The 17,907-nt window shown below is 67.0% G+C and carries 15 protein-coding genes and 2 pseudogenes; 4 read left to right on the top strand and 13 right to left on the bottom strand.

Features of this window, described 5'->3' with window-relative positions; genetic code table 11:
• Positions 1 to 74 precede the first annotated feature (74 nt).
• From CFE50_RS18880 to CFE50_RS18855, 6 genes are all read right to left on the bottom strand, one after another.
• Positions 75 to 1,082 carry a zinc-dependent alcohol dehydrogenase family protein gene (locus CFE50_RS18880; protein ID WP_286736733.1) on the bottom strand — a complete coding sequence of 336 codons (1,008 nt, stop codon included), beginning with the start codon at positions 1,080 to 1,082 and terminating at the stop codon, positions 75 to 77.
• A 74-nt stretch (positions 1,083 to 1,156) separates the two neighbouring features.
• Positions 1,157 to 1,711, bottom strand: coding sequence for a GNAT family N-acetyltransferase (locus tag CFE50_RS18875; protein WP_286736731.1), 555 nt, complete (start codon positions 1,709 to 1,711; stop codon positions 1,157 to 1,159).
• Positions 1,712 to 1,767: 56 nt separating this feature from the next.
• Complete coding sequence (locus CFE50_RS18870; protein WP_286736730.1) at positions 1,768 to 2,418, bottom strand: MotA/TolQ/ExbB proton channel family protein; 651 nt, start codon at positions 2,416 to 2,418, stop codon at positions 1,768 to 1,770.
• A gap of 14 nt (positions 2,419 to 2,432) precedes the next feature.
• The gene (locus tag CFE50_RS18865) at positions 2,433 to 4,721 is read right to left on the bottom strand and encodes a TonB-dependent receptor family protein (RefSeq protein WP_286736729.1); all 2,289 of its coding nucleotides are present in this window, start codon (positions 4,719 to 4,721) and stop codon (positions 2,433 to 2,435) included.
• 24 nt (positions 4,722 to 4,745) lie between these two features.
• Positions 4,746 to 5,519, bottom strand: a complete 774-nt coding sequence (locus CFE50_RS18860) for an energy transducer TonB family protein (protein ID WP_286736728.1) — start codon at positions 5,517 to 5,519, stop codon at positions 4,746 to 4,748.
• 2 nt (positions 5,520 to 5,521) lie between these two features.
• Positions 5,522 to 5,929, bottom strand: a complete 408-nt coding sequence (locus CFE50_RS18855; RefSeq protein ID WP_286736726.1) for an ExbD/TolR family protein — start codon at positions 5,927 to 5,929, stop codon at positions 5,522 to 5,524.
• A 197-nt stretch (positions 5,930 to 6,126) separates the two neighbouring features.
• Between CFE50_RS18855 and CFE50_RS18850 the strand changes: the two genes are divergently transcribed.
• A complete protein-coding gene (locus tag CFE50_RS18850; protein ID WP_286736724.1) occupies positions 6,127 to 7,788 on the top strand; it encodes a bifunctional metallophosphatase/5'-nucleotidase in 1,662 nt (553 codons plus the stop codon).
• Positions 7,789 to 7,839: 51 nt separating this feature from the next.
• Here the strand turns inward: CFE50_RS18850 and CFE50_RS18845 are convergent.
• The 3 genes and pseudogenes from CFE50_RS18845 to CFE50_RS18835 all read right to left on the bottom strand — a co-directional run.
• A pseudogene (locus tag CFE50_RS18845) lies at positions 7,840 to 8,223 on the bottom strand (DUF4398 domain-containing protein); the annotation flags it as partial.
• Between the two features lie 29 nt (positions 8,224 to 8,252).
• Positions 8,253 to 8,684 (bottom strand): DUF4398 domain-containing protein, encoded by a 432-nt coding sequence (locus tag CFE50_RS18840; protein ID WP_027600079.1) that lies wholly within the window; start codon positions 8,682 to 8,684, stop codon positions 8,253 to 8,255.
• A gap of 106 nt (positions 8,685 to 8,790) precedes the next feature.
• A complete protein-coding gene (locus CFE50_RS18835) occupies positions 8,791 to 9,954 on the bottom strand; it encodes an HPP family protein (RefSeq protein ID WP_286736721.1) in 1,164 nt (387 codons plus the stop codon).
• Positions 9,955 to 10,212: 258 nt separating this feature from the next.
• Here CFE50_RS18835 and nhaA point away from each other — a divergent pair, with 258 nt between their 5' ends.
• Positions 10,213 to 11,382: a Na+/H+ antiporter NhaA gene (gene nhaA / locus CFE50_RS18830; RefSeq protein ID WP_286736719.1), complete on the top strand. Its 1,170-nt coding sequence runs from the start codon at positions 10,213 to 10,215 to the stop codon at positions 11,380 to 11,382.
• A 12-nt stretch (positions 11,383 to 11,394) separates the two neighbouring features.
• Positions 11,395 to 11,772, top strand: coding sequence for a fluoride efflux transporter CrcB (crcB, locus tag CFE50_RS18825; RefSeq protein WP_027600082.1), 378 nt, complete (start codon positions 11,395 to 11,397; stop codon positions 11,770 to 11,772).
• A gap of 19 nt (positions 11,773 to 11,791) precedes the next feature.
• On the opposite strand, the gene CFE50_RS18820 is transcribed toward crcB, so the two are convergent.
• Positions 11,792 to 12,835 (bottom strand): acyltransferase family protein, encoded by a 1,044-nt coding sequence (locus CFE50_RS18820; protein ID WP_286736717.1) that lies wholly within the window; start codon positions 12,833 to 12,835, stop codon positions 11,792 to 11,794.
• A gap of 351 nt (positions 12,836 to 13,186) precedes the next feature.
• Positions 13,187 to 13,708 (bottom strand): hypothetical protein, encoded by a 522-nt coding sequence (locus CFE50_RS18815; RefSeq protein WP_077171523.1) that lies wholly within the window; start codon positions 13,706 to 13,708, stop codon positions 13,187 to 13,189.
• A gap of 233 nt (positions 13,709 to 13,941) precedes the next feature.
• Between CFE50_RS18815 and CFE50_RS18810 the strand changes: the two genes are divergently transcribed.
• Positions 13,942 to 15,378, top strand: a complete 1,437-nt coding sequence (locus CFE50_RS18810; RefSeq protein ID WP_286736715.1) for a dihydrolipoyl dehydrogenase — start codon at positions 13,942 to 13,944, stop codon at positions 15,376 to 15,378.
• Between the two features lie 498 nt (positions 15,379 to 15,876).
• On the opposite strand, the gene CFE50_RS22930 is transcribed toward CFE50_RS18810, so the two are convergent.
• Together CFE50_RS22930 and CFE50_RS22925 are read right to left on the bottom strand one after the other, a co-directional pair.
• Positions 15,877 to 16,644 (bottom strand): methyl-accepting chemotaxis protein, encoded by a 768-nt coding sequence (locus CFE50_RS22930; protein ID WP_371099676.1) that lies wholly within the window; start codon positions 16,642 to 16,644, stop codon positions 15,877 to 15,879.
• Positions 16,645 to 16,731: 87 nt separating this feature from the next.
• Positions 16,732 to 17,739 (bottom strand): annotated as a pseudogene (locus CFE50_RS22925) (cache domain-containing protein); the annotation flags it as partial.
• Positions 17,740 to 17,907 lie beyond the last annotated feature (168 nt).

Below are 17,907 nucleotides of genomic sequence, written 5' to 3'. Positions count from 1 at the left end.
CGGAACGCGATGAGACGATTCCGGAAGTCTAGCAGAGGCCTGCTGGGCTCAGTCTGGCTTTCGTCTGACCATTATCAGAACTCCAGGACGATCTTGCCGAAATGGCTGCCGTCCTTCTGCAAGGCGAAGGCCGCGGCGATCTCGTTCAGCGGGTAGCTGCGATCTATGACCGGCTTAATCCCGGTGCTTTCCAGGGCGCGGATCATCTCCTGCTGATGGCGACGACTGCCGACGATCAAACCCTGCAGTCGCTGGTGGCGGCGCATCAGGTTGGCGGTGGGGACCTGGCCCTCGACGCCGGTGAGCACCCCGATCAGCGCCAGATGGCCATGGATGCGCGCGGCCTGGATGGACTGCGCCAGGGTCGCCGGACCGCCCACCTCCACCACGATGTCGACGCCACGGCCGCCGGTGATGGCCTGCACCTTGGCGCCCCATTCCGGCTCTTCACGGTAATTGATCAGGTGATCGGCGCCCAGGGCATAGGCGCGCTGCAGCTTTTCGTCCGAGGACGAGGTGGCGATCACCGTGGCGCCCATGGCCTTGGCCAGCTGCAGGGCGAAGATGGAGACGCCGCCGGTCCCCATGACCAGCACGCTGTCACCGGCCTTGAGGCCACCGTCCACCACCAGGGCGCGCCAGGCGGTCAGCCCGGCGGTGGTCAGGGTCGCCGCCTCGGCATGGCTGTAGCCCTTGGGCGCGCGGGTGAAGGCGGTGGCTGGACGTACCACCACCTCGCAGGCGAAACCGTCGACGCCATCGCCGGGCGTGGTGGAAAAGTCATCGATGGGCGGCTCGCCGTCCAGCCAGTGGGGAAAGAAGGTCGAGACCACGTGATCGCCCACGGCGAATTCGCTGACCCCGGCGCCCACCGCCTCGACCACCCCGGCGCCATCGGACATGGGAATGCGCCCATCGGCGGTCGGCATCTTGCCCAGCACCACGCCCAGGTCATGGAAATTCAGCGAACTGGCCTTGATCCGCACCCGGATCTCGCCAGCCCCCGGCTGCCCGGGATCGGGCAGTTCGCAGGGCTCCAGCTGGTCCAGACCACCGGGTTTGCGTAGGCGTATGGCGTGCATGTCAGGTCTCCTCAGGGGCGCAGGCCGCGGTTGGCCTGCCAATCCAGAAGGGACCCCAGGCGCCGCGCGGGAATTCAATCCAGCAGACGAGTCAGCCAGCGCTCGCGGGTCAGCTGATAGCTGTCCAGCTCCTCCTCTCCACCTCGGATGGGGAACAGAGCGCGGATGCGTCCCTGGGGGATGAAGCCGTTCTTGAGCAGTACGCGACCCGAGGTGGGATTCTCGGGCAGGTGGCGGCCATGGATGGCGCTCAGCGCCCAATGGTCGAAGCCGAAGGCGACCAGGGCGGCGCAGGCTTCGGTCGCCAGACCCTGGCCCCAGGAGGGCACGCCGATCCAGTAGCCGACATTGGCCGTACCCTCGCCGTCGCGGCGCAGCGAAATGACGCCGCGCAGATCGTCGCGCGTCCGGTCGACGATGGCGAAGTGGGCCTGGCTCCCCGTGGACCAGGCGGGTGCGTGGGTGGCGAGCCAGTGGCGGGCGTTCGCCTCGGTGTAGGGATGGGGCAGGGTACCGGTGGTGGCGGCGATACGCAGGTCGCCGGCCAGGATCACCAGGGCGGGTACGTCCCGCTCGCTGCAGGGGCGTAGCGTCAGGCGTTCGGTGAGCAGGCTGGGTTGCGGCAGCATGGCAATCCTCCGGCAGCGGCGTGGGAGCCCTCGCGGCACACCGCGAGGGCCTCGACTCAAGCCTGGCGCAGCCGCGCGGGCGACAGGTCTTCAGCCAACTCGGCCTGGATGGGCGAGCCGGCGGCGCCGCGCGCCCGGATCAGCACGATCTTGAGCTGTTCGTTGACGCGTTCCTGGCGGTCCTGGAAGAAGTTGTGGAAGACCACGCAGATCAGGGCCACGGCGATGCCCAGGCCGGTGGCGAACAGCGCCGTGCCGATGCCACCGGAGATCTGCCCCGGATCGGACACCCCGGCCGAGGCCAGAGCCTTGAAGGTATCGATGATGCCGAGGATGGTGCCGAGCAGACCTAGCAGCGGGGCGGCGGTGGTGATGGTCTCGATGATCCACAGACTGCGCGCCAGCGGTGCCCGGGTGGCCAGGTACTGGGTATCGACCAGATCCTCCAGCGCCTGGTGATCGAGTCGGCCGCGCTGCGCCAGGATCGGCTCGACCATAGTGACCGCCAGTCCAGGTCGCTCGGCCAGGGCGGCCGGCAGCCGGCCGCTCTGCTGCACCTCGCGTTGGCTCAGGGCCACGGCCAGGCGCCCGGCCTGGCGCCGGGTATAGGCGTAGAACAGGCCACGTTCGATGGCGATGAACAGCGCCAGGGCGATGCAGCCGTAGAGGATATAGAAGGTGGCGTCGTGCAGGAGTTGGGTATTCATGCGGGGCTCCGGGCTCAGAAATGGCCTTCCAGGGACAGGGTCACGGTGCGCTCCATGGCGACGTTGTAGGTCGGGCTGCTACCGGCGTAGCCCTGGTAGGCGACGGCGTTGGTCTGCACGCTGTCGACGTCGTCCAGGTACTTCTTGTCGAACAGGTTGTCGACGTTCAGCCGTAGGGTGGCGTCCTTGAGGAAGCGCTTGTCGGTGGGCAGGTAGACGCCGGCGCCCAGGTTGAAGACCGTGGCCCCCGACACGCTCTCGTCGTTGGTCAGATCGCCATAGAGCTTGCTGCTGTACTTGCCGCCGAAGGTGCCGTAGTAGCGGCCGTCGTCATAACCGACGTTGGCGGCCAGCATGTTGCGCGGCACGTTGGCGAACTGCTTGCCCTTGGTGGGCAGCTCGAGGCGCTGCCCCTTGTTGTAGACCGGCAGGTCGTCCTGCTGGATGGAGCGGGTATAGGTGTAGGAGGTGTAGTAGTTGAAATGGTGGGGCAGCAGGCCGCTCCAGGCCAGTTCCAGGCCGCTGTTGTCGACGTCGCCGCCGTTGAAGCTGAGGCTGTCGCCGTTGATGTCCTTGCTCGAGGCCTGGCGATCCTTGAACTTGAGGAAGAACAGGCTCGCGGAGAAGGCCATGGTCTCGCGCTGCTGGCGCCAGCCCAGTTCCTGGTTCCAGCTGAATTCCGGTCGCAGGTTGAGGGAGTCCGGGCTGCTGTCGTACAGCACGTAGTTGGCCGGAACCCGCATGTTGCGGTTGACGTTGTAGAACAGCTGGTTCTGCGCATCGAGCTGATAGCTCAGCCCGGCGCTGGGCAGGAAGGCGTCGTAGCTGCGCGAACGCTCGAAGGGCAGGCTGCCGAGATCGCCATGGTTGTCGGCCTTGCGCTCCACCTTCTGGTAGGCGGTGCCGACGTTCAGCGTCCAGTCCGGGCTCAGGGTCCAGGTGTCCTGCACCCAGAGTTTGTGCGCCGGGGTTTCGGTGTAGCGATCGCGACCCTGGATCCGGTTGCCGCGGGCATCCACCACGCTGCGGGCATCCGGCCAGAAGTTGTCGCCTGCCTTGCCCGCCGCGTCGATCGGGATATAGGGCTGGGTCTGCGACTGACGGGCATATTCGAACCAGTAGCCGAATTGCAGGCTGTGGGCGTCATTCACGTCCCAGGTCAGCTTGGTGGTCACGCCAGGACGCCAGGTCTGGGTACGCGAGGGCCGATAGTAGACGCCGGAGTTGGGCGTGCCATCGGCGGCATAACCGGCGGCGCTGTTGAGGTTGCTCAGGTCATAGACGCCATTGCGGCTGGAATTGCGATTCAGCGCGCTGCTGAAGTAGCCGTTGCCGCTGCCGTCGCCCCAGTAGAAATAGGGGTTGAAGCTGAGCGCCAGATTGTCCTGCAGCTGCAGGTGGCCGTTGAAGATGGCGCTGAAGTTCTCGAAGGGGTTCTTGCTGAACTCGTAGTAGCGGGCGATCTTGCCGTTGCTGCCCAGTACGGGGCTGTCTGGCGCCGGTGTGTAGCTGCGGCCACCCTGCTGGAACTGGGCTTTGGTCAGCTTGGTGTAGCTGTCGTTGTCCTGCCGGTAGTACTTGAGGATCAGGTTGCCGGTGTTGCCGTTGCCCTGGTCGAAGAAGCTGTTGAATTCGACCCGGTCGGCGCGTACCGCACCCTTGCCGCGCCAGAGATCGCCTTCGGTGTGGGACGCCGACAGCCAGTTGCTGAAGCCGTTGAATTCGCCGGTATTGAGTCGGGCGAAGGTCTTGGTCAGGCCATTGTTGCCGACCGCCTGCTTGACGAAGACATCGCTGTCCTTGGTCGGTCGGACGGTGGTGAAGCCGATGTTGCCGCCACTGGAACCTATGTGCGGGCCATCCAGTTCCGAGGAGCCCTGGGTGACAAAGATCTGGTCCAGGTTCTCCGGATCGCCCAGCAGGTTGGCGTAGACCTTGTAGCTGCCCGAGTCGTTGAGCGGCATGCCGTCCACCGAGACCCCGATCTCGCTGGCATTGAGACCGCGCATGGTGAAGTTGAAGCCGGAAATCCCGCTGGCGTCGTTGCTGCTGACGTGCAGGCCGGGCGTGTATTGGAGGCGATCGATGGCGTTGGCTGTAGCGGTCTGCTTGTCCATCGCCTCGCGGGTCAGGCTGGAGCGCGACTTGGCGCTCTGCTCGGGGGCCAGGTAGCCGCTGCCCAGGGTGGTGTTGCCCTGGACGCCGATGGTGCCCACGTCGCGTTCGGCGGTGCCGTCGGCCCAGACCAGACCAGGGCCCAGGCTGGCCGCCATGATGGCGAGACAGAGTTTACTGCGGTTCATCTCGAATCCTCGAAAGGCTGGTGGTTAACGGGGCGAATAGTCGAAGGTGGCGGTGATGCGCAGCTGGCTGCGTCCGGCGAAGGCTTCTGGCGGAAAGGGCTTCACCTGCTCGATGCGGCCCAGGCTGGTGAGGGCGGCGCGATTGAGCAGCATGCTGCTGGCGCGCTCTTCCAGGCCGCGGTCGAGGACCTTGCCGGTGCGGTCGACGAGCAGCCAGACCACCACCTTGCCGCTGGGGCGCTCCAGGGAGGCCTGGCGACCGCTGGGGTATTGCTTGTAGCGCTCCAGGTCATTGCGCACGCCGTGCAGGTAGCCGCCCTCCAGGGCGCCGCTATCCACCGCCGGCTTGGGCGGGGGCGCCGGTGGGGCCGGTGGCGCCGGGCGCGGCGCGGGCGCCACGACCTTGGGCGGCGTCGGGCTGGGCGTCGTGGTCGGCTGCGGCTCGGCGACTGGCTTGGGGTGGTGCTCCACCCGCGGTTTCGGCTTGGGCTGGGGCTTGGGCTCGACGCGCGGCTTGGGCGGCGGGGGCGGGGCGCTCGGTTGCTCGGCCACCACCGGGGGCACGTCCGGCTCGGGTGCGGATTGGACGATCGGCGCTGGGGGCGGTGGCTCCACCACCGGTAGTGGCGGCGTCACCGCCTCGGGCTCGGGTTCGGCAAGAGCCAGTTGCACCGGCGGTGCGTCGTAGCTGGGCTCGATCTTCAGGGGTACCTGCTGCAGGGTCCAGGCGATGAACACGGTCGCCAGGGCTGCCGGTAGCCAGCCGAGCAGGTGGCGTGAGCGATAGAGGGCGTACATGGTCAGGGCTTGCGGGTGGCGATGGAGATGGCGCTGAAGCCGCCCTGGCGGAGGTTGTCCATCACCTCCACCAGCCGCTCGATGGCGACCGCCTTGTCACCGTTGATGATGATGGTGGTCTGGCTGTCGGGCCTGGCCTGGGCCTTGAGTCGCTCGGGCAGCTCGGCCAGGCTCAGGGGCTCGCCATCGAGCTGGAGTTCACCACTGGCGGCCAGGGTGACGATCGCCTTGTTCTGCGGCTTGAGCTGGACGGCACTGCTGGCGCCGGGCAACTGGGTCTTGATGCCCAGCGCGGGAATCACGTTGAGGCTGATGAGCACGAAAAACACCAGCAGGAACATCATCACATCGATCATCGGGATGAGTTCGATGTGGGCCTTGCGCTTCTTGGGTTCGTCCCAGGCTTTCATGGTCGGGGTCTACCGTTGGTCGGAAGCCGGAGACCCTAACAACCGTCCTTGACGCTTCCGCGACCGATTTCTTGCGTTGCGCTGACAGTTTGGCGTCACTTTTTGGACGAGTAGGAACTGTCACATTAGCTCGTCATGCTGCCTCGCCCTGGCAGAGCCGACCGCTCTGGCCTGGGGTTCTTGCCCGGAGCTCATTCATGTTTCCTCGTCTTCCCGCGGTTCTTGCCCTGGCGCTGCTACTCACTGGCTGTGCCAGCCCGCCGTCGCAGCCGGTCACGGTCAACCTGGCCCTGATCAATGATTTCCATGGCTATCTGGAGCCCAATCCTGCGCTGTTCGACGCGGAGCGAAGGGGACAACCCATGGGGGGTATCGCCAACGTGGGTAGCCTGATTGATCACCTGCGGCAAGCGGATCCCCAGACCCTGGTCATCGGCAGCGGCGACCTGATCGGCGCAAGTCCGGCGGTCTCGGCGCTGTGGGCCGACGAGCCCACCCTGCAGGCCATGAACCTGCTCGGCCTGCAACTCTCGGCGGTGGGCAATCACGAACTGGACAATGGCAAGGCCGAGCTGCTGCGCCTGGTCCACGGCGGCTGTGATTCCAGTCGACCAGCCAAGGCCTGCCAGTTCGAGCCGCACTGGCAGGGCACCCGCTTTCCCTATCTGGCCGCCAACCTGCTGGACAGCCGCACCGGTAAGCCGCTGTTTCCCGCCTATCGCATCCTCGAGGCCCATGGACAGAAGATCGCCTTCGTCGGGGCGGTGCTCAAGGCGCTGGATCAGGTGGTCACGCCCAGGGGGCTGGCGGGTTTGCAGGTCACCGACGAGGCCGACAGCATCAATGCGCTGATTCCCGCGTTGCACGCCCAGGGCGTGGACGCCATCGTCGCCATCATACATCAGGGCGGAACCAGCCAGGCGGGGGGCCGCGATTGCCGTGACCTCCAGGGACCGATCGTCGAGGTGGTCAAGCGCCTGGATCCCGCCATCGATCTGGTTGCCAGTGCTCATAGCCACAAGGCCTATACCTGCCACGTGGGGCGGATACCGGTGTTCCAAGGCGGCTCCTACGGCCAGTTGGTCAGCCATGTCAGCCTGCAGATCGATCCGCGCCAGCGGCGCGTGACCGGGGTACAGATGGAAAACCTGCCGGTGATCCCGGGACACTATCCACCAGATCCGCAATTGGCGGCCTGGGTCGCCCGGGTCGCGGCCCGCAGCAAGACCGTATTGGAGCGTCCGGTCGCCCGGCTGGGCGTGTCCCGCCTGGCGCCGCGCTACGACGCAGCCGGAGAGAGTGCCCTGGGCGATCTCATCGCCGATGCGCAACTGGCGGCGGTCAGGGATCAGGGTGCGCAGATAGCCCTCATGAACAGCGGTGGCATCCGCAACGAACTGGCGTTGGCACCCGGGCAGTCGCGCTTGACCTATGCCCAGCTCGCCAGCTGCCAGCCCTTCGCCAACACCCTGACCCTGGTCGATCTGACTGGCGCCCAGTTGCATGAGCTGCTGGAGCAGCAATGGAGTCGCGATCCCGATGCCAGGCCTCTACAGGTCTCGGCAGGCTTCACCTATGTCTGGGATGGACGTCGGCCCGTCGGGCAGCGCGTCGTCCCAGGCAGCATTCGCCTGAATGGCAAGGCACTGGCCGAGGACCAGCGCTATCGCGTGGTGGCCAACAACTTCCTGGCCGACGGCGGCGATGGTGCAGCGCTGCTCCGGGACGGCAGCAATCGCCTGGAGACCGCTATCACCGATCTGGAAGCACTGGAGCGCTATCTGGTGCAACAGGAGCGCCTGGGCAAGCCCGCGGGGCAGGCCGAACCGGCTGGGCGCATCCGTCGTCAGGACGGCTGAGGCGAGAGTGGTCGCGGAGCCCAGGGGGCTCCGCGCCGCGCGACCTTACTTAATCGCCTTCTGCAGTTGCTGCAGCTGCTGGGTGCGGGTGTTGAGGCGGGCTTCGCCGCGTTCGGCGTCGACCTTTTTCAGCTCGGCTTCGGCCATGCGCAGCTTGATGGTCTGCATGGCGGTCTGGATGCGTTGCTGGGTCAGATAGGCCAGCTGGTCGACGGTGCGCTCGTTCTCACCGTCCTTGTAGGCCTTGTCGGCCTTGGCCAGCCAGGTGCCGGCGTCCTTGGTTTCCAGCGCCGCCAGCTGGGTGGCCTGGGGCTGGGATTCGAGAGCGGCGTAGTCGTTGCGTGCCTTTTCCAGGTTGGGGTTGGGCGGGGTGGCGCAGGCGGCCAGGGTGAGGGTCAGCGCCGACATCAGCGGGAGCAGAAAACGTTTACGCATGGTTTCGTCCTTCAAGAGAGCGGGCAGCCTTACTGCTGCACCTTTTTCTGTAGATTCTGTTGCAGCTGGAGATTGATCTGACCTTCCTCACGGATCTGCTGGATGCTGTTCTGGGCATCCTGCAGCGCCGCCTGGGCTTTGGCGGCCTGGGTCTTGCGGGTTGCCAGACGGGCATCCCACTCGGCCTGCTCGGCCAGGCGCTTGGCCTCGTCGTACTTCTCGTTGGACAGGGCCGCCTGGGCCTGGGTCCACTTGTCCTGGGCCGACTTGGTCTCGATGGGAGCGAACTGGTTGCCGCCGCCGCTCACGGCTTCGTTGACGGCGGACTGGGTCACGGCCATCTGCGCGGTCGGCGGGTTGCCGGCGCAGCCCGCGAGCAGCAGACCGCCGCCCAGGACCAGGCTGGCGAGCAGCGCACGAGGCGCGGAGAACGAAGAGGCACGAGCGGGACCGGTTTTCATCCGAACATTCCTGGCAGGTCGCCCGGAATGGGCGACAGTGCCTTTGAGACGGCGAAAACGCGGCGAGGTTCGCTGCAGAACCCCAGCTGAGGGCGGCTCGCTGCGGTCAGGCCCGTACCGCCTGGTACAGCGCGCGGATCAGGTCCGACTGGGTGATGATGCCGACCAGGCGGCGCGAGCCGTCGATGATAGGGATATGGCGGTGGCCGTTCTCGGAAAACACCGGCACCAGGTCGATCAGCAAGCGGTCGGCGCTGGCCACCCGCACGGTGCGGGTCATGATGTGGCCGACGCTGTTCTCCTCCTGGCGGGTACGTGGGCGGACCAGCGATCTCAGGCGCCAGCCGAGGCCTTCGTGGACGTCCAGGTCGATCTGCCGCATGAAGTCGGCGACGGTGACGATACCCAGCAGATGGCCCTGGCGATCCACCACCGGCAGCGCCTTGATGCGCCGGGCGCGCATCAGCGCCCAGGCTTGCTGCAGCGGCATCTCGGCGCGGGCCGTCACCGGTTCGTGGCTCATGACATCGGCGCAGCGCAGCTCGCCCATCTTGCGCTGGTAGGCGCGCGCCTCCACCTGTTCGAGCAATTCGGCGAGGTCGTCGCGGCTGATGTCCAGCACCTGGTTGTAGCGTGCCAGCACGGCGTCGAGGTCGGCGCGCTGCAGGCGCGTCTCGCCGCTCGGCTCGGCCGGGCGTGGCACATGGGGCCAGGGACGACGGGTCAGGTTGTTGTAGAGCAGGCCGGCGCTCACCAGCAGCAGCGAATCCAGCGCCACCGGACTCCAGGCGTAGCTGAAGTCCTGGGCGCCGATCAACACCATCAGCAGCGCCGAGGCGCCACCCGGTGGGTGCAGGCAGCGCAGAGTGAACATGGCGGCGATGGCCAGGGCGACCGCCACGGCGGCGGCCAGGTTGGCCTCGGGAATCCACAGCGCGCAGGCGATACCGATCAGCGCCGACAGGGTGTTGCCGCCCACCACCGACCAGGGCTGCGCCAGCGGACTGGAGGGCAGGGCGAATACCAATACGGCGCTGGCGCCCAGCGGCGCCACCAGGGCCAGCGCCAGGGCGCCGTGCTGGTGCACCGGCTGGCCTTCCAGCCACCAGGCGGCGAGCAGGGCCGCGAGCAGGATGCCGAGGCCGGCGCCGAGGCTGGCGCGCAGGCGTTCGCGACCGTCGATGGGCAGCGGCGCCGGCCAGAAGGCGCGCAGCCCCTGGACCAGGCGGGCGAAGAGGGAGGGCGAAGGCGTAAGGGGTTCCTGGGACATGGGAAAGGCAGCTGCTGGGCAGAACGAGGGCGCTGATGGTCCCTCCTGGAGGCAGCCCTGGCAAGACCGGCGCGGCGCGCTCGGCGCCCTGGCCGACGGCCAGGCGGCGACCCAGAGCGGCTGCCGTCTCCAGGCGATTTTCTGCTGCGACCGCCGGGGCTGCCGTAGTAGGATCATCGGCTGGGTGTCGCCGCAATCTCGCGGTAGGACAGGTCGAATCGAGCGCAGGTCGGGCCGCCGCGCGGAGTCCGGCTGCCCATGAATTCCCCCCTTTCCCCGGCCAAGGCCCTGGCCTTTCTCAATCGCTTCTGCGCCGCCGAGGCGGCCGGCGGCATCGTGCTGATGGTGGCCGCGGCCATCGCCCTGATCGTCGCCAACTCGCCGCTGGCCGAGGGCTATTTCGCCAGTCTGCATTGGTACGTGGGTGGTCTGTCGCTCGGTCACTGGATCAACGACGGCCTGATGGCCATCTTCTTCCTGCTGGTGGGCCTGGAGATCAAGCGCGAGATGGCGGTCGGCCAACTCGCCAGCTGGGGCGATCGCGCCCTGCCGGGGCTCGCCGCCCTGGGCGGCATGCTGGTGCCGGCGCTGCTCTATGCCCTGGTCAATCGCCACGATCCCCAGACCCTCTCAGGCTGGGCGATTCCCGCCGCCACCGACATCGCCTTCGCCCTCGGCGTGCTGTCGCTGCTGGGTTCGCGGGTGCCGGCGTCGCTCAAGGTGTTTCTCTCGGCCCTGGCGATCCTCGATGACCTCGGCGCCGTGCTGATCATCGCGCTGTTCTATACCAGCGACCTCTCCAGCAGCATGCTGCTGGCCGCGGCCGGTCTGGTGGCGTTGCTGTTCGTGCTCAATCGACTCAAGGTCACCGCGCTGCTGCCCTATCTGCTGGTGGGGGCGTTGCTGTGGTTCTGCATGCTGCGCTCGGGCATCCATGCGACCCTGGCCGGGGTGATCCTGGCGCTGTTCATTCCCCTGGGCGACACCGAGGCCGACGACGCCTCGCCGCTGCTCAAGCTGGAGTCCGCGCTGCATCCCTGGGTGGCCTTCCTGATCGTGCCCCTGTTCGGCTTCGCCAATGCCGGGGTCTCCCTGGCCGGGATGTCGCCGGCCAATCTGCTGGATCCGGTGCCCCTGGGCGTGACCCTGGGGCTGTTCCTTGGCAAGCAGATCGGGATTTCCCTGATGGCGGTGCTGGCCATCCGCAGCGGTCTGGCGCGGCTGCCCGAGGGTGCCAGCTGGCTGCAGCTCTATGGCGTGGCGCTGCTCTGCGGCATCGGCTTTACCATGAGTCTGTTCATCGGCGCCCTGGCCTTTCCGGGGGCGCCCTTCCTGGTCGACGAGGTCAAGATCGGTGTGCTGCTGGGGTCGCTGCTGTCGGCCCTGGCGGGCGTTGCCGTCCTGCTCCTCGCCGCCCCTCGTCGTTGAGAGGAGTCTGAGATGCCCTATGCGCTGTTCGCGGTGATGTTTGGCGGTGCCCTCGGCAGCGCCTGTCGCTGGTGGGTCGGTCTGCGGCTGAATGCGCTGTTTCCGCTGCTGCCCCTGGGCACGCTGCTGGTCAATCTGGTCGGCGGCTTCGTGATCGGCCTGGCGCTGGGGCTGTTCTCCCGTTATCCGGGGCTGGAAGCCCAGTGGCGGCTGCTGCTGGTGACCGGCTTCTGCGGCGGCTTCACCACCTTCTCGACCTTTTCCGCCGAGGTGGTGGGGCTGCTGCAGAGCGGCCGCCTGGGCTGGGCGGCGCTCACCGTGACCATCCATGTGCTGGGCTCGCTGCTGCTGACCCTGGCTGGTTTCGCCCTGGCCGGTCGCCTCGGCTGAGACGCCCGGCCAGCTGGCCTCAGGCCGGCGCCACCGGGGCCTGGCGCCGTGGCTTGAATCTCAGCGCCGGCGCCTCGATCAGGTGCCAGGAGAGCACCGCGAACCCCAGGGTCAGGGCATAGCTCACCAGCAGGAAGCCGGGCAGCGAAAAGCTGTCGGGAAACCAGTGCATGAGCAGTTGCTGGACCGGGAAGTTGAACAGGTAGAGGCCGTAGGAATAGTCGCCGAAGCGGCCGAAGCCGTGCAGCACCGGTACCTGCACCTGGGCCAGGTAGATGATCACATAGGCCAGCGACACCAGGTGGATCACCGGCAGGACGTGCCAGACGATGGCCGCCAGCGACAGCAGGCAGAGCGCCAGGGCGATCTCCAGGCGCCAGGGGATGCGCGGTCCCGCGAGTTGCAGCAGGGCGCCGGCGAAAAAGAACATGCCCAGGCTGAACACCTTGTGCAGCACGAAGCTGGCGATGCCCATCTGCGGCAGCAGCAGGAAGTTGCCCAGCACCAGCACCACCAGGGTGGCCATGACCACCGAGCGGGTCAGCAGCCCCAGCACCCCGATGATCAGCAGCGACAGGTACATGAACACCTCGTAGGGCAGGGTCCAGTAGCTGCCGTTCACCGTGTCCGGGAAGGGATTGCCGGTGAAGACGCCGGGCAACTCGAAGCGCGTCATCAAGAGGATGTTCTTGAAGAAGCCCAGGGTCTGGCGATCGCTGAAGTAGGCGCTCGTCTCGCGGCTGGTGGCCAGCCAGCCCACCACCAGCACCGAGAACAGCACCGAGACGATCAGCGCCGGAAAGATCCGCAGGGCGCGCTTGAGCAGAAAGTCCAGGGGGTTGCGACTGCGCTGGAAGGATGCCGTGATCAGGAAGCCGCTGATGACGAAGAACACATAGACGGCGATGTTGGCCGCGTCGGTGAAGCCGGTGAAGTTGAGGATCGGCTCGGCGCCGATATGCCCCGAGAGCCAGAAGCCGTGGCCGATCACCACGGTGGAGGCCGCGGCGAATCTCAGGAAATCGAAGTTGTTGCGTCCCTGGGGGACGTGGGCGGTAGTCATGTCTGCTCCTCGCAGCCGTGGCCCATGCCGCGGCCACCCTCCGGGAGCGGACTCCCGCTGGAGGACGACGCGAACGGCATCGGCAGAGACGCCCGTCATAAGACGCGCGCAGGCAAAGGCCGCTGCCGGCTGGGCCGGCAACGAAAGGACGACAGCCGACGCGATCAGCGAGATCGGCCGGCCGGCGAGGGCAGGGGCGCTATGGGGGGCTGAGCGGCGCGAAAGCGGGCGTCATGCGCCAGGACTCCGGAAAAGCGGTACCGCAAGCGGGAACGGGGGCGGCGAGGCGCGCGCAGGTGAACGGGGTCTGGGGCCTCCCGGCCGCCCCGGTCATCGCGTGCGCCTCGCTCATCAGGCGCTGGCCTGCAGCGGCTGGTCGTGCACGTCTTGCGACTGTTCCAGGGCGAAGGGTTCCTGGGCGAAGTAGAGGGCGGCGCTCTGGCGGGCGTGATCGCCGAATTCATGGGGATGGCGCATCACGATCCGCTCGAAGGCGCCCGGCTCCAGGCCGTCTTCATAGAAGCCGTTGTGGCACTGCAGGATGCCCGAGGCGCAGACGCTGCGCTCGACCGCGGCGATCAGGCCGCCGGCCCTGAGGCTCTTGACGATGTTGTGCGGCAGCCGCTGACGGCGACGCAGGCTGGCGGCGGTGTCGCTGAGGGTATCGAGGATCTCGGTCTCGGCGGGCGTCAGCTTGCGTACGTCGAGCTTGGACTTCTGCACCAGGTAGCGACGGGAGAGCAGGCGGGCCTGGTCGTTGAGGGCCTTGAGCACCGCGCCGCTGAGTTCACCCCGGGTGAACAGGCCGGTTTCCAGAGCGATCAGGTAGGACCAATCGTTGATGAGCGGAATCTTGCTGATGTCACGTTCCATGTGAGTGCCTGCGTCCATTTAAGTTGGCTAATTGAGGATAGGACACCCTCAATGGTTCCAGTTGGCCAGTATAAGGTGACGAGTGGCATGGAATTTGACGCTCCTGACAAGAATTGTCGGTTTTTTGTCGAAGTGGGTCACGCCTTGGGGATGCAACCTCAACGTTGCGCTTGGGGTCCCTTGCTGGAGCCCTGGCGCGAGTCGGGTAACCCTTCGCAACGTCAGGTGATGAGATGAGTGACCCTGCAGCCCTTACGACCCCCGCCGATCTCGACTGCGATGTCGCCGTGATCGGGGCAGGAACCGCCGGCCTCGCCGCCGAACGCGCCGCCCGCCGCCAAGGCGCGCGCACCCTGCTGATCGACGATCGCTGGGCCGGCACCACCTGTGCCGCCGTAGGCTGCATGCCCTCCAAGCTGCTGATCGTTGCTGGAGAGGCTCATCATGCCGTCCGCCGCGCCGGCACTTTCGGCATCGAGGTGGGCAGCTTCAGCGTCGATGGCGCGGCGGTCATGGCGCGGGTGCGGCGCGAGCGCGATCATTTCGTCGCCACCACCAAGGAGGGTTTCGCCAAGCTGCCCGAGGGCGTGGCCCAACAGGCGACGGCGCGCTTCGTGGCGCCTAATCGTTTGCAACTTAGCAATGGTAAGACTGTAAGCGCCCGCAACGTGGTCATCGCCACTGGCTCCTACCCCCTGGTACCCGAACCCTTCGACGCCCTCGGCGAGCGGGCGCTGACCAACGAGACGATCTTCGAATTGCCCGATCTGCCGCGTTCCCTGGCGGTGATCGGCACCGGTCCGGTGGGCCTGGAACTGGCCCAGGCCATGGCCCGCCTCGGCGTGGCCGTCACCCTGTTCGGCCAGGACGATGGCCTGGGCGCGCTGGAGGACCTGGAGGTCAAGGCCGAGTTGCGCAAGATCCTGGAACAGGACCTGACCTTGCTGCTGAATGTCGAGGTGGATGCCCGGCGAGAGGGCGAAGGCGTGCGGCTGTCCTGGTCCGGTGCGGCGAGCGGCGAGGGCGACTTCGACTACGTGCTGGTGGCCGCCGGGCGACCGCCGCGGCTGAAAGGCCTGGGGCTGGAAACCACCGGTATCGAACTGGACGACCATGGCACCCCGGTCTACGACCCCGAGACGATGCAGTGCGGCGCCTCGTCGATCTTTATCGCCGGCGATGCCGACCATGACCGGCCGATCCTCCACGAGGCCTCCGACGAGGGCGCCATCGCCGGGCACAATGCGGCCTGCTATCCCGAGGTCCGACCGACCCCGAGATCGCCGCTGTTTTCGCTGATCTTCACCGATCCGCCGGTGGCCGTGCTGGGCAGTCCGCCCGACCAGGGCAGTCTGATCGGCACCTCTTCCTACCACGACCAGGGCCGCGCCCGGGTCGAGGCACGCAACCAGGGTATCGCCCGCTTCTATGCCGAACCGGGCACCGGCAAGTTGACCGGCGCAGCCATGGTCGGACCGGGCATGGACCATATCGGTCATCTGCTGGTGCTGGCGCTGATCCACGGCGAGACCGCCAGTTCGCTGCTGGACATGCCCTTCTACCACCCCACCCTCGAAGAGGGCCTCAAGAGCGGCCTGCGCGAGATCTGCCAGGCCGCCCACAGCAACCTACGTGGCGACCGCGACCAGGGTTTGCCGTCTGGGGCTTGAAGGGCGGGTGTTGGGCTCGATCCGCCAGTGGAAAAGGCTGCGCCGTTTTCCACGCTACGGTTTTGCTGGAGGCACCCTCACCCCAACCCTCTCCCAGAGGGAGAGGGGGCTGTCCGGCGTAGCGGGGAGATTCAACGTTCGTAGGGTGGATAACGGCGCAGCCTTATCCACGCGTCCCCGAACGCCCGATCTACAAAGAGTCCCCCTGGAGTAACCCGAGGGGCGTCTGCTACCACCAGCCCCGTAGGTTGGGTTGAGCGCAGCGAAGCCCAACGGGGTGCCCGACCAGCCAGTGGAAAAGGCTGCGCCGTTTTCCACGCTACGGTTTGGCTGGAGGCACCCTCACCCCAACCCTCTCTCAGAGGGAGAGGGGACTGTCCGCCACGGGAGCCTGCGTAGGGTGGATAACGGCGCAGCCTTATCCACGCGTCCCCGAACGCCCGGCCCATAAAAAAGCCCCGCCGGGATCACCCGCGGGGCTTCTGCCACCACCCGCCGTCAGGCCTTGAAGCGCCGTACCAGGCCGTCCAGTTCGCCCGACAGCTGCGACAGCCGCGAGGAGTCGCGGGTGGTGGACTGGGCCAGGCCTTCCACCTGCTGGGCGTCGTCGTGGATCTGGGCGATGTGGCGGTTGATGTCCTCGGCCACCTGGTGCTGTTCCTCGGCTGCCGCGGCGATCTGCAGGGCCTGGTCGCGGATCTCGTCCACCGACTGGCGGATGCCTTCGAAGCTGCCCCGCGCCTCGCTGATGGAGGCCACGCTGGTCTGCGACAGCTCCAGGCTGGTCTCGATCTGGCGGGTGACCTCCTGGGTGCGCCGCGCCAGGCTGCCGAGCAGGCCGTCGATCTCGCCGGTGGAGTCGGCGGTGCGCTTGGCCAGGGCCCGCACCTCGTCGGCCACCACGGCGAAGCCACGCCCCTGCTCGCCGGCCCGCGCCGCTTCGATGGCGGCGTTGAGCGCCAGCAGGTTGGTCTGTTCGGCGATGCCGCGGATGGTGTCGAGGATGGTGTTGATGTTGTGGCTGTCCTGCTCCAGCACGGCCATGGCCTGAGCCGACTGGGCCAGGCTGCCGCTGAGCTGGTTGACGTTGCCGGTGGCCTTCTCGATCTGGCCGTAGCCTTCCTGCACCTTGTGATGACCGGCGTCGGCCGAGGCCGCGGCCTGGCTGCAGGAACGCGCGACCTCGTTGGAGGTGGCGACCATCTCGTTGAAGGCGGTGGAGACCAGCTCCACGGCCTCGCGCTGGCGCCCGGCGACCTCGTTCATGCTGGCCGCTGCCTGGGTGGTGGTCTGGGACGCCTGCTGCAGGTCGTTGGAGGCCTGGCCGATGCGTTGCACCAGCTGGCGGATGCTGGCGAGGAACTGGTTGAACCAGCCGGCCAGGGTGGCGGTTTCGTCCCTACCCTGGACGCTGAGGCTCTTGGTCAGATCGCCTTCGCCCTGGGCGATGGATTCCAGGCCGGCGGAAACGCCGCGGATCGGCCGCACGATCATGCCGGCAAAGGCGGCGCCCAGCACGGCAAACAGCAGCGCCAGCACCGCGGTGATGCCGGCGATCTGCCAGGTCAGGGCGGTGGCCTTGCCCATGACTTCGCTGCGCTCGATCAGGCCGATGAATTTCCAGCCCAGGTCCTTGGCCTGATAGACGTTGACCATGTAGTCGGTGCCGTTGAGGTTGACCTCACCCAGCCCGCTCTGGATGCCGCTGAGGGTCTGGTAGGCGGCGCCCAGCTCCTTGAGCTGCTTGAAGTTGTGCTTGGGGTCGCGCGGGTCGACCAGCACGTTGCCGTTGTCTTCCACCAGCAGCAGATAGCCGCTCTGACCCAGGGTGATGCTCTTGACCAGGTCGGTGAGCTGCTTGAGCGAGATGTCCAGGCCCACCACGCCGCGGACCTTGCCGCTGGCGTCTTCCATGGTGCGCACCACGCCCATCAGCGAGACGTCGTCGGTGGCCCAGTAGTAGGCCGGGGTGCGCACCACCTTGCCCGGATTGTTCATGGCCGCCTGGTACCAGGGACGCACGCGTGGATCGTAGTTGGCCAGCTTGGCGTCGTCCGGCCAGCTGACGTAGCCGCCATCGCTCAGGCCGACCGACAGGTAGGCGGTGGTGGGGTGGGTCTTGGCGAAGCGGGTGAAATAGGCCAGCGCCTGCTGGCCGGCTTCCGGCTGCGGCAACTGGGCGGCATCGGCGCCGCTGTAGTTCTTCAGGCCTTCCAGGGCGAGGATGTTCGGCTCCTTGGCGAGGAAGTCGACGTTCTGCTGGATGCCGGAGAAGAACTGCTGGATGTTGCGATCGATCTGGCGGATTTCGCGCCCGCTGCCGTCGAGGAAATCGCCGGTGGCCTGGCTGCGCACGTTCATGATGACCACGCCCGCCACCAGGATCACCGGGAGGCAGGCGGTTACCGCGAAAAGCGAGGTGAGTTTCTGCTTGATGTTCATCGAAAGCCCCGAACGCGCCCCGGCGCGAAGAGTGACGGCGACATGCCTTCACTCTGCATCGGCCCGGAAAAGTCCGACTTGATACGG

The sequence above is a fragment of the Pseudomonas sp. PGPPP4 genome (assembly GCF_002256045.1).
GTDB classification, from domain to species: Bacteria; Pseudomonadota; Gammaproteobacteria; order Pseudomonadales; family Pseudomonadaceae; genus Chryseomonas; species Chryseomonas oryzihabitans.
The sequence above is the reverse complement of the archived record's forward strand: the minus strand, read 5'-3'. Positions and strand labels throughout refer to the sequence as shown.

What these genes read in the sequence shown, in the direction of transcription:
- CFE50_RS18880 (WP_286736733.1), bottom strand. Translation starts at nt 1,082, where the DNA reads ATGCACGCCATACGCCTACGCAAACCCGGTGGTCTGGACCAGCTGGAG.
- CFE50_RS18875 (WP_286736731.1), bottom strand. Translation starts at nt 1,711, where the DNA reads ATGCTGCCGCAACCCAGCCTGCTCACCGAACGCCTGACGCTACGCCCC.
- CFE50_RS18870 (WP_286736730.1), bottom strand. Translation starts at nt 2,418, where the DNA reads ATGAATACCCAACTCCTGCACGACGCCACCTTCTATATCCTCTACGGC.
- CFE50_RS18865 (WP_286736729.1), bottom strand. Translation starts at nt 4,721, where the DNA reads ATGAACCGCAGTAAACTCTGTCTCGCCATCATGGCGGCCAGCCTGGGC.
- CFE50_RS18860 (WP_286736728.1), bottom strand. Translation starts at nt 5,519, where the DNA reads ATGTACGCCCTCTATCGCTCACGCCACCTGCTCGGCTGGCTACCGGCA.
- CFE50_RS18855 (WP_286736726.1), bottom strand. Translation starts at nt 5,929, where the DNA reads ATGAAAGCCTGGGACGAACCCAAGAAGCGCAAGGCCCACATCGAACTC.
- CFE50_RS18850 (WP_286736724.1), top strand. Translation starts at nt 6,127, where the DNA reads ATGTTTCCTCGTCTTCCCGCGGTTCTTGCCCTGGCGCTGCTACTCACT.
- CFE50_RS18840 (WP_027600079.1), bottom strand. Translation starts at nt 8,684, where the DNA reads ATGAAAACCGGTCCCGCTCGTGCCTCTTCGTTCTCCGCGCCTCGTGCG.
- CFE50_RS18835 (WP_286736721.1), bottom strand. Translation starts at nt 9,954, where the DNA reads ATGTCCCAGGAACCCCTTACGCCTTCGCCCTCCCTCTTCGCCCGCCTG.
- nhaA (WP_286736719.1), top strand. Translation starts at nt 10,213, where the DNA reads ATGAATTCCCCCCTTTCCCCGGCCAAGGCCCTGGCCTTTCTCAATCGC.
- crcB (WP_027600082.1), top strand. Translation starts at nt 11,395, where the DNA reads ATGCCCTATGCGCTGTTCGCGGTGATGTTTGGCGGTGCCCTCGGCAGC.
- CFE50_RS18820 (WP_286736717.1), bottom strand. Translation starts at nt 12,835, where the DNA reads ATGACTACCGCCCACGTCCCCCAGGGACGCAACAACTTCGATTTCCTG.
- CFE50_RS18815 (WP_077171523.1), bottom strand. Translation starts at nt 13,708, where the DNA reads ATGGAACGTGACATCAGCAAGATTCCGCTCATCAACGATTGGTCCTAC.
- CFE50_RS18810 (WP_286736715.1), top strand. Translation starts at nt 13,942, where the DNA reads ATGAGTGACCCTGCAGCCCTTACGACCCCCGCCGATCTCGACTGCGAT.
- CFE50_RS22930 (WP_371099676.1), bottom strand. Translation starts at nt 16,644, where the DNA reads ATGAACGAGGTCGCCGGGCGCCAGCGCGAGGCCGTGGAGCTGGTCTCC.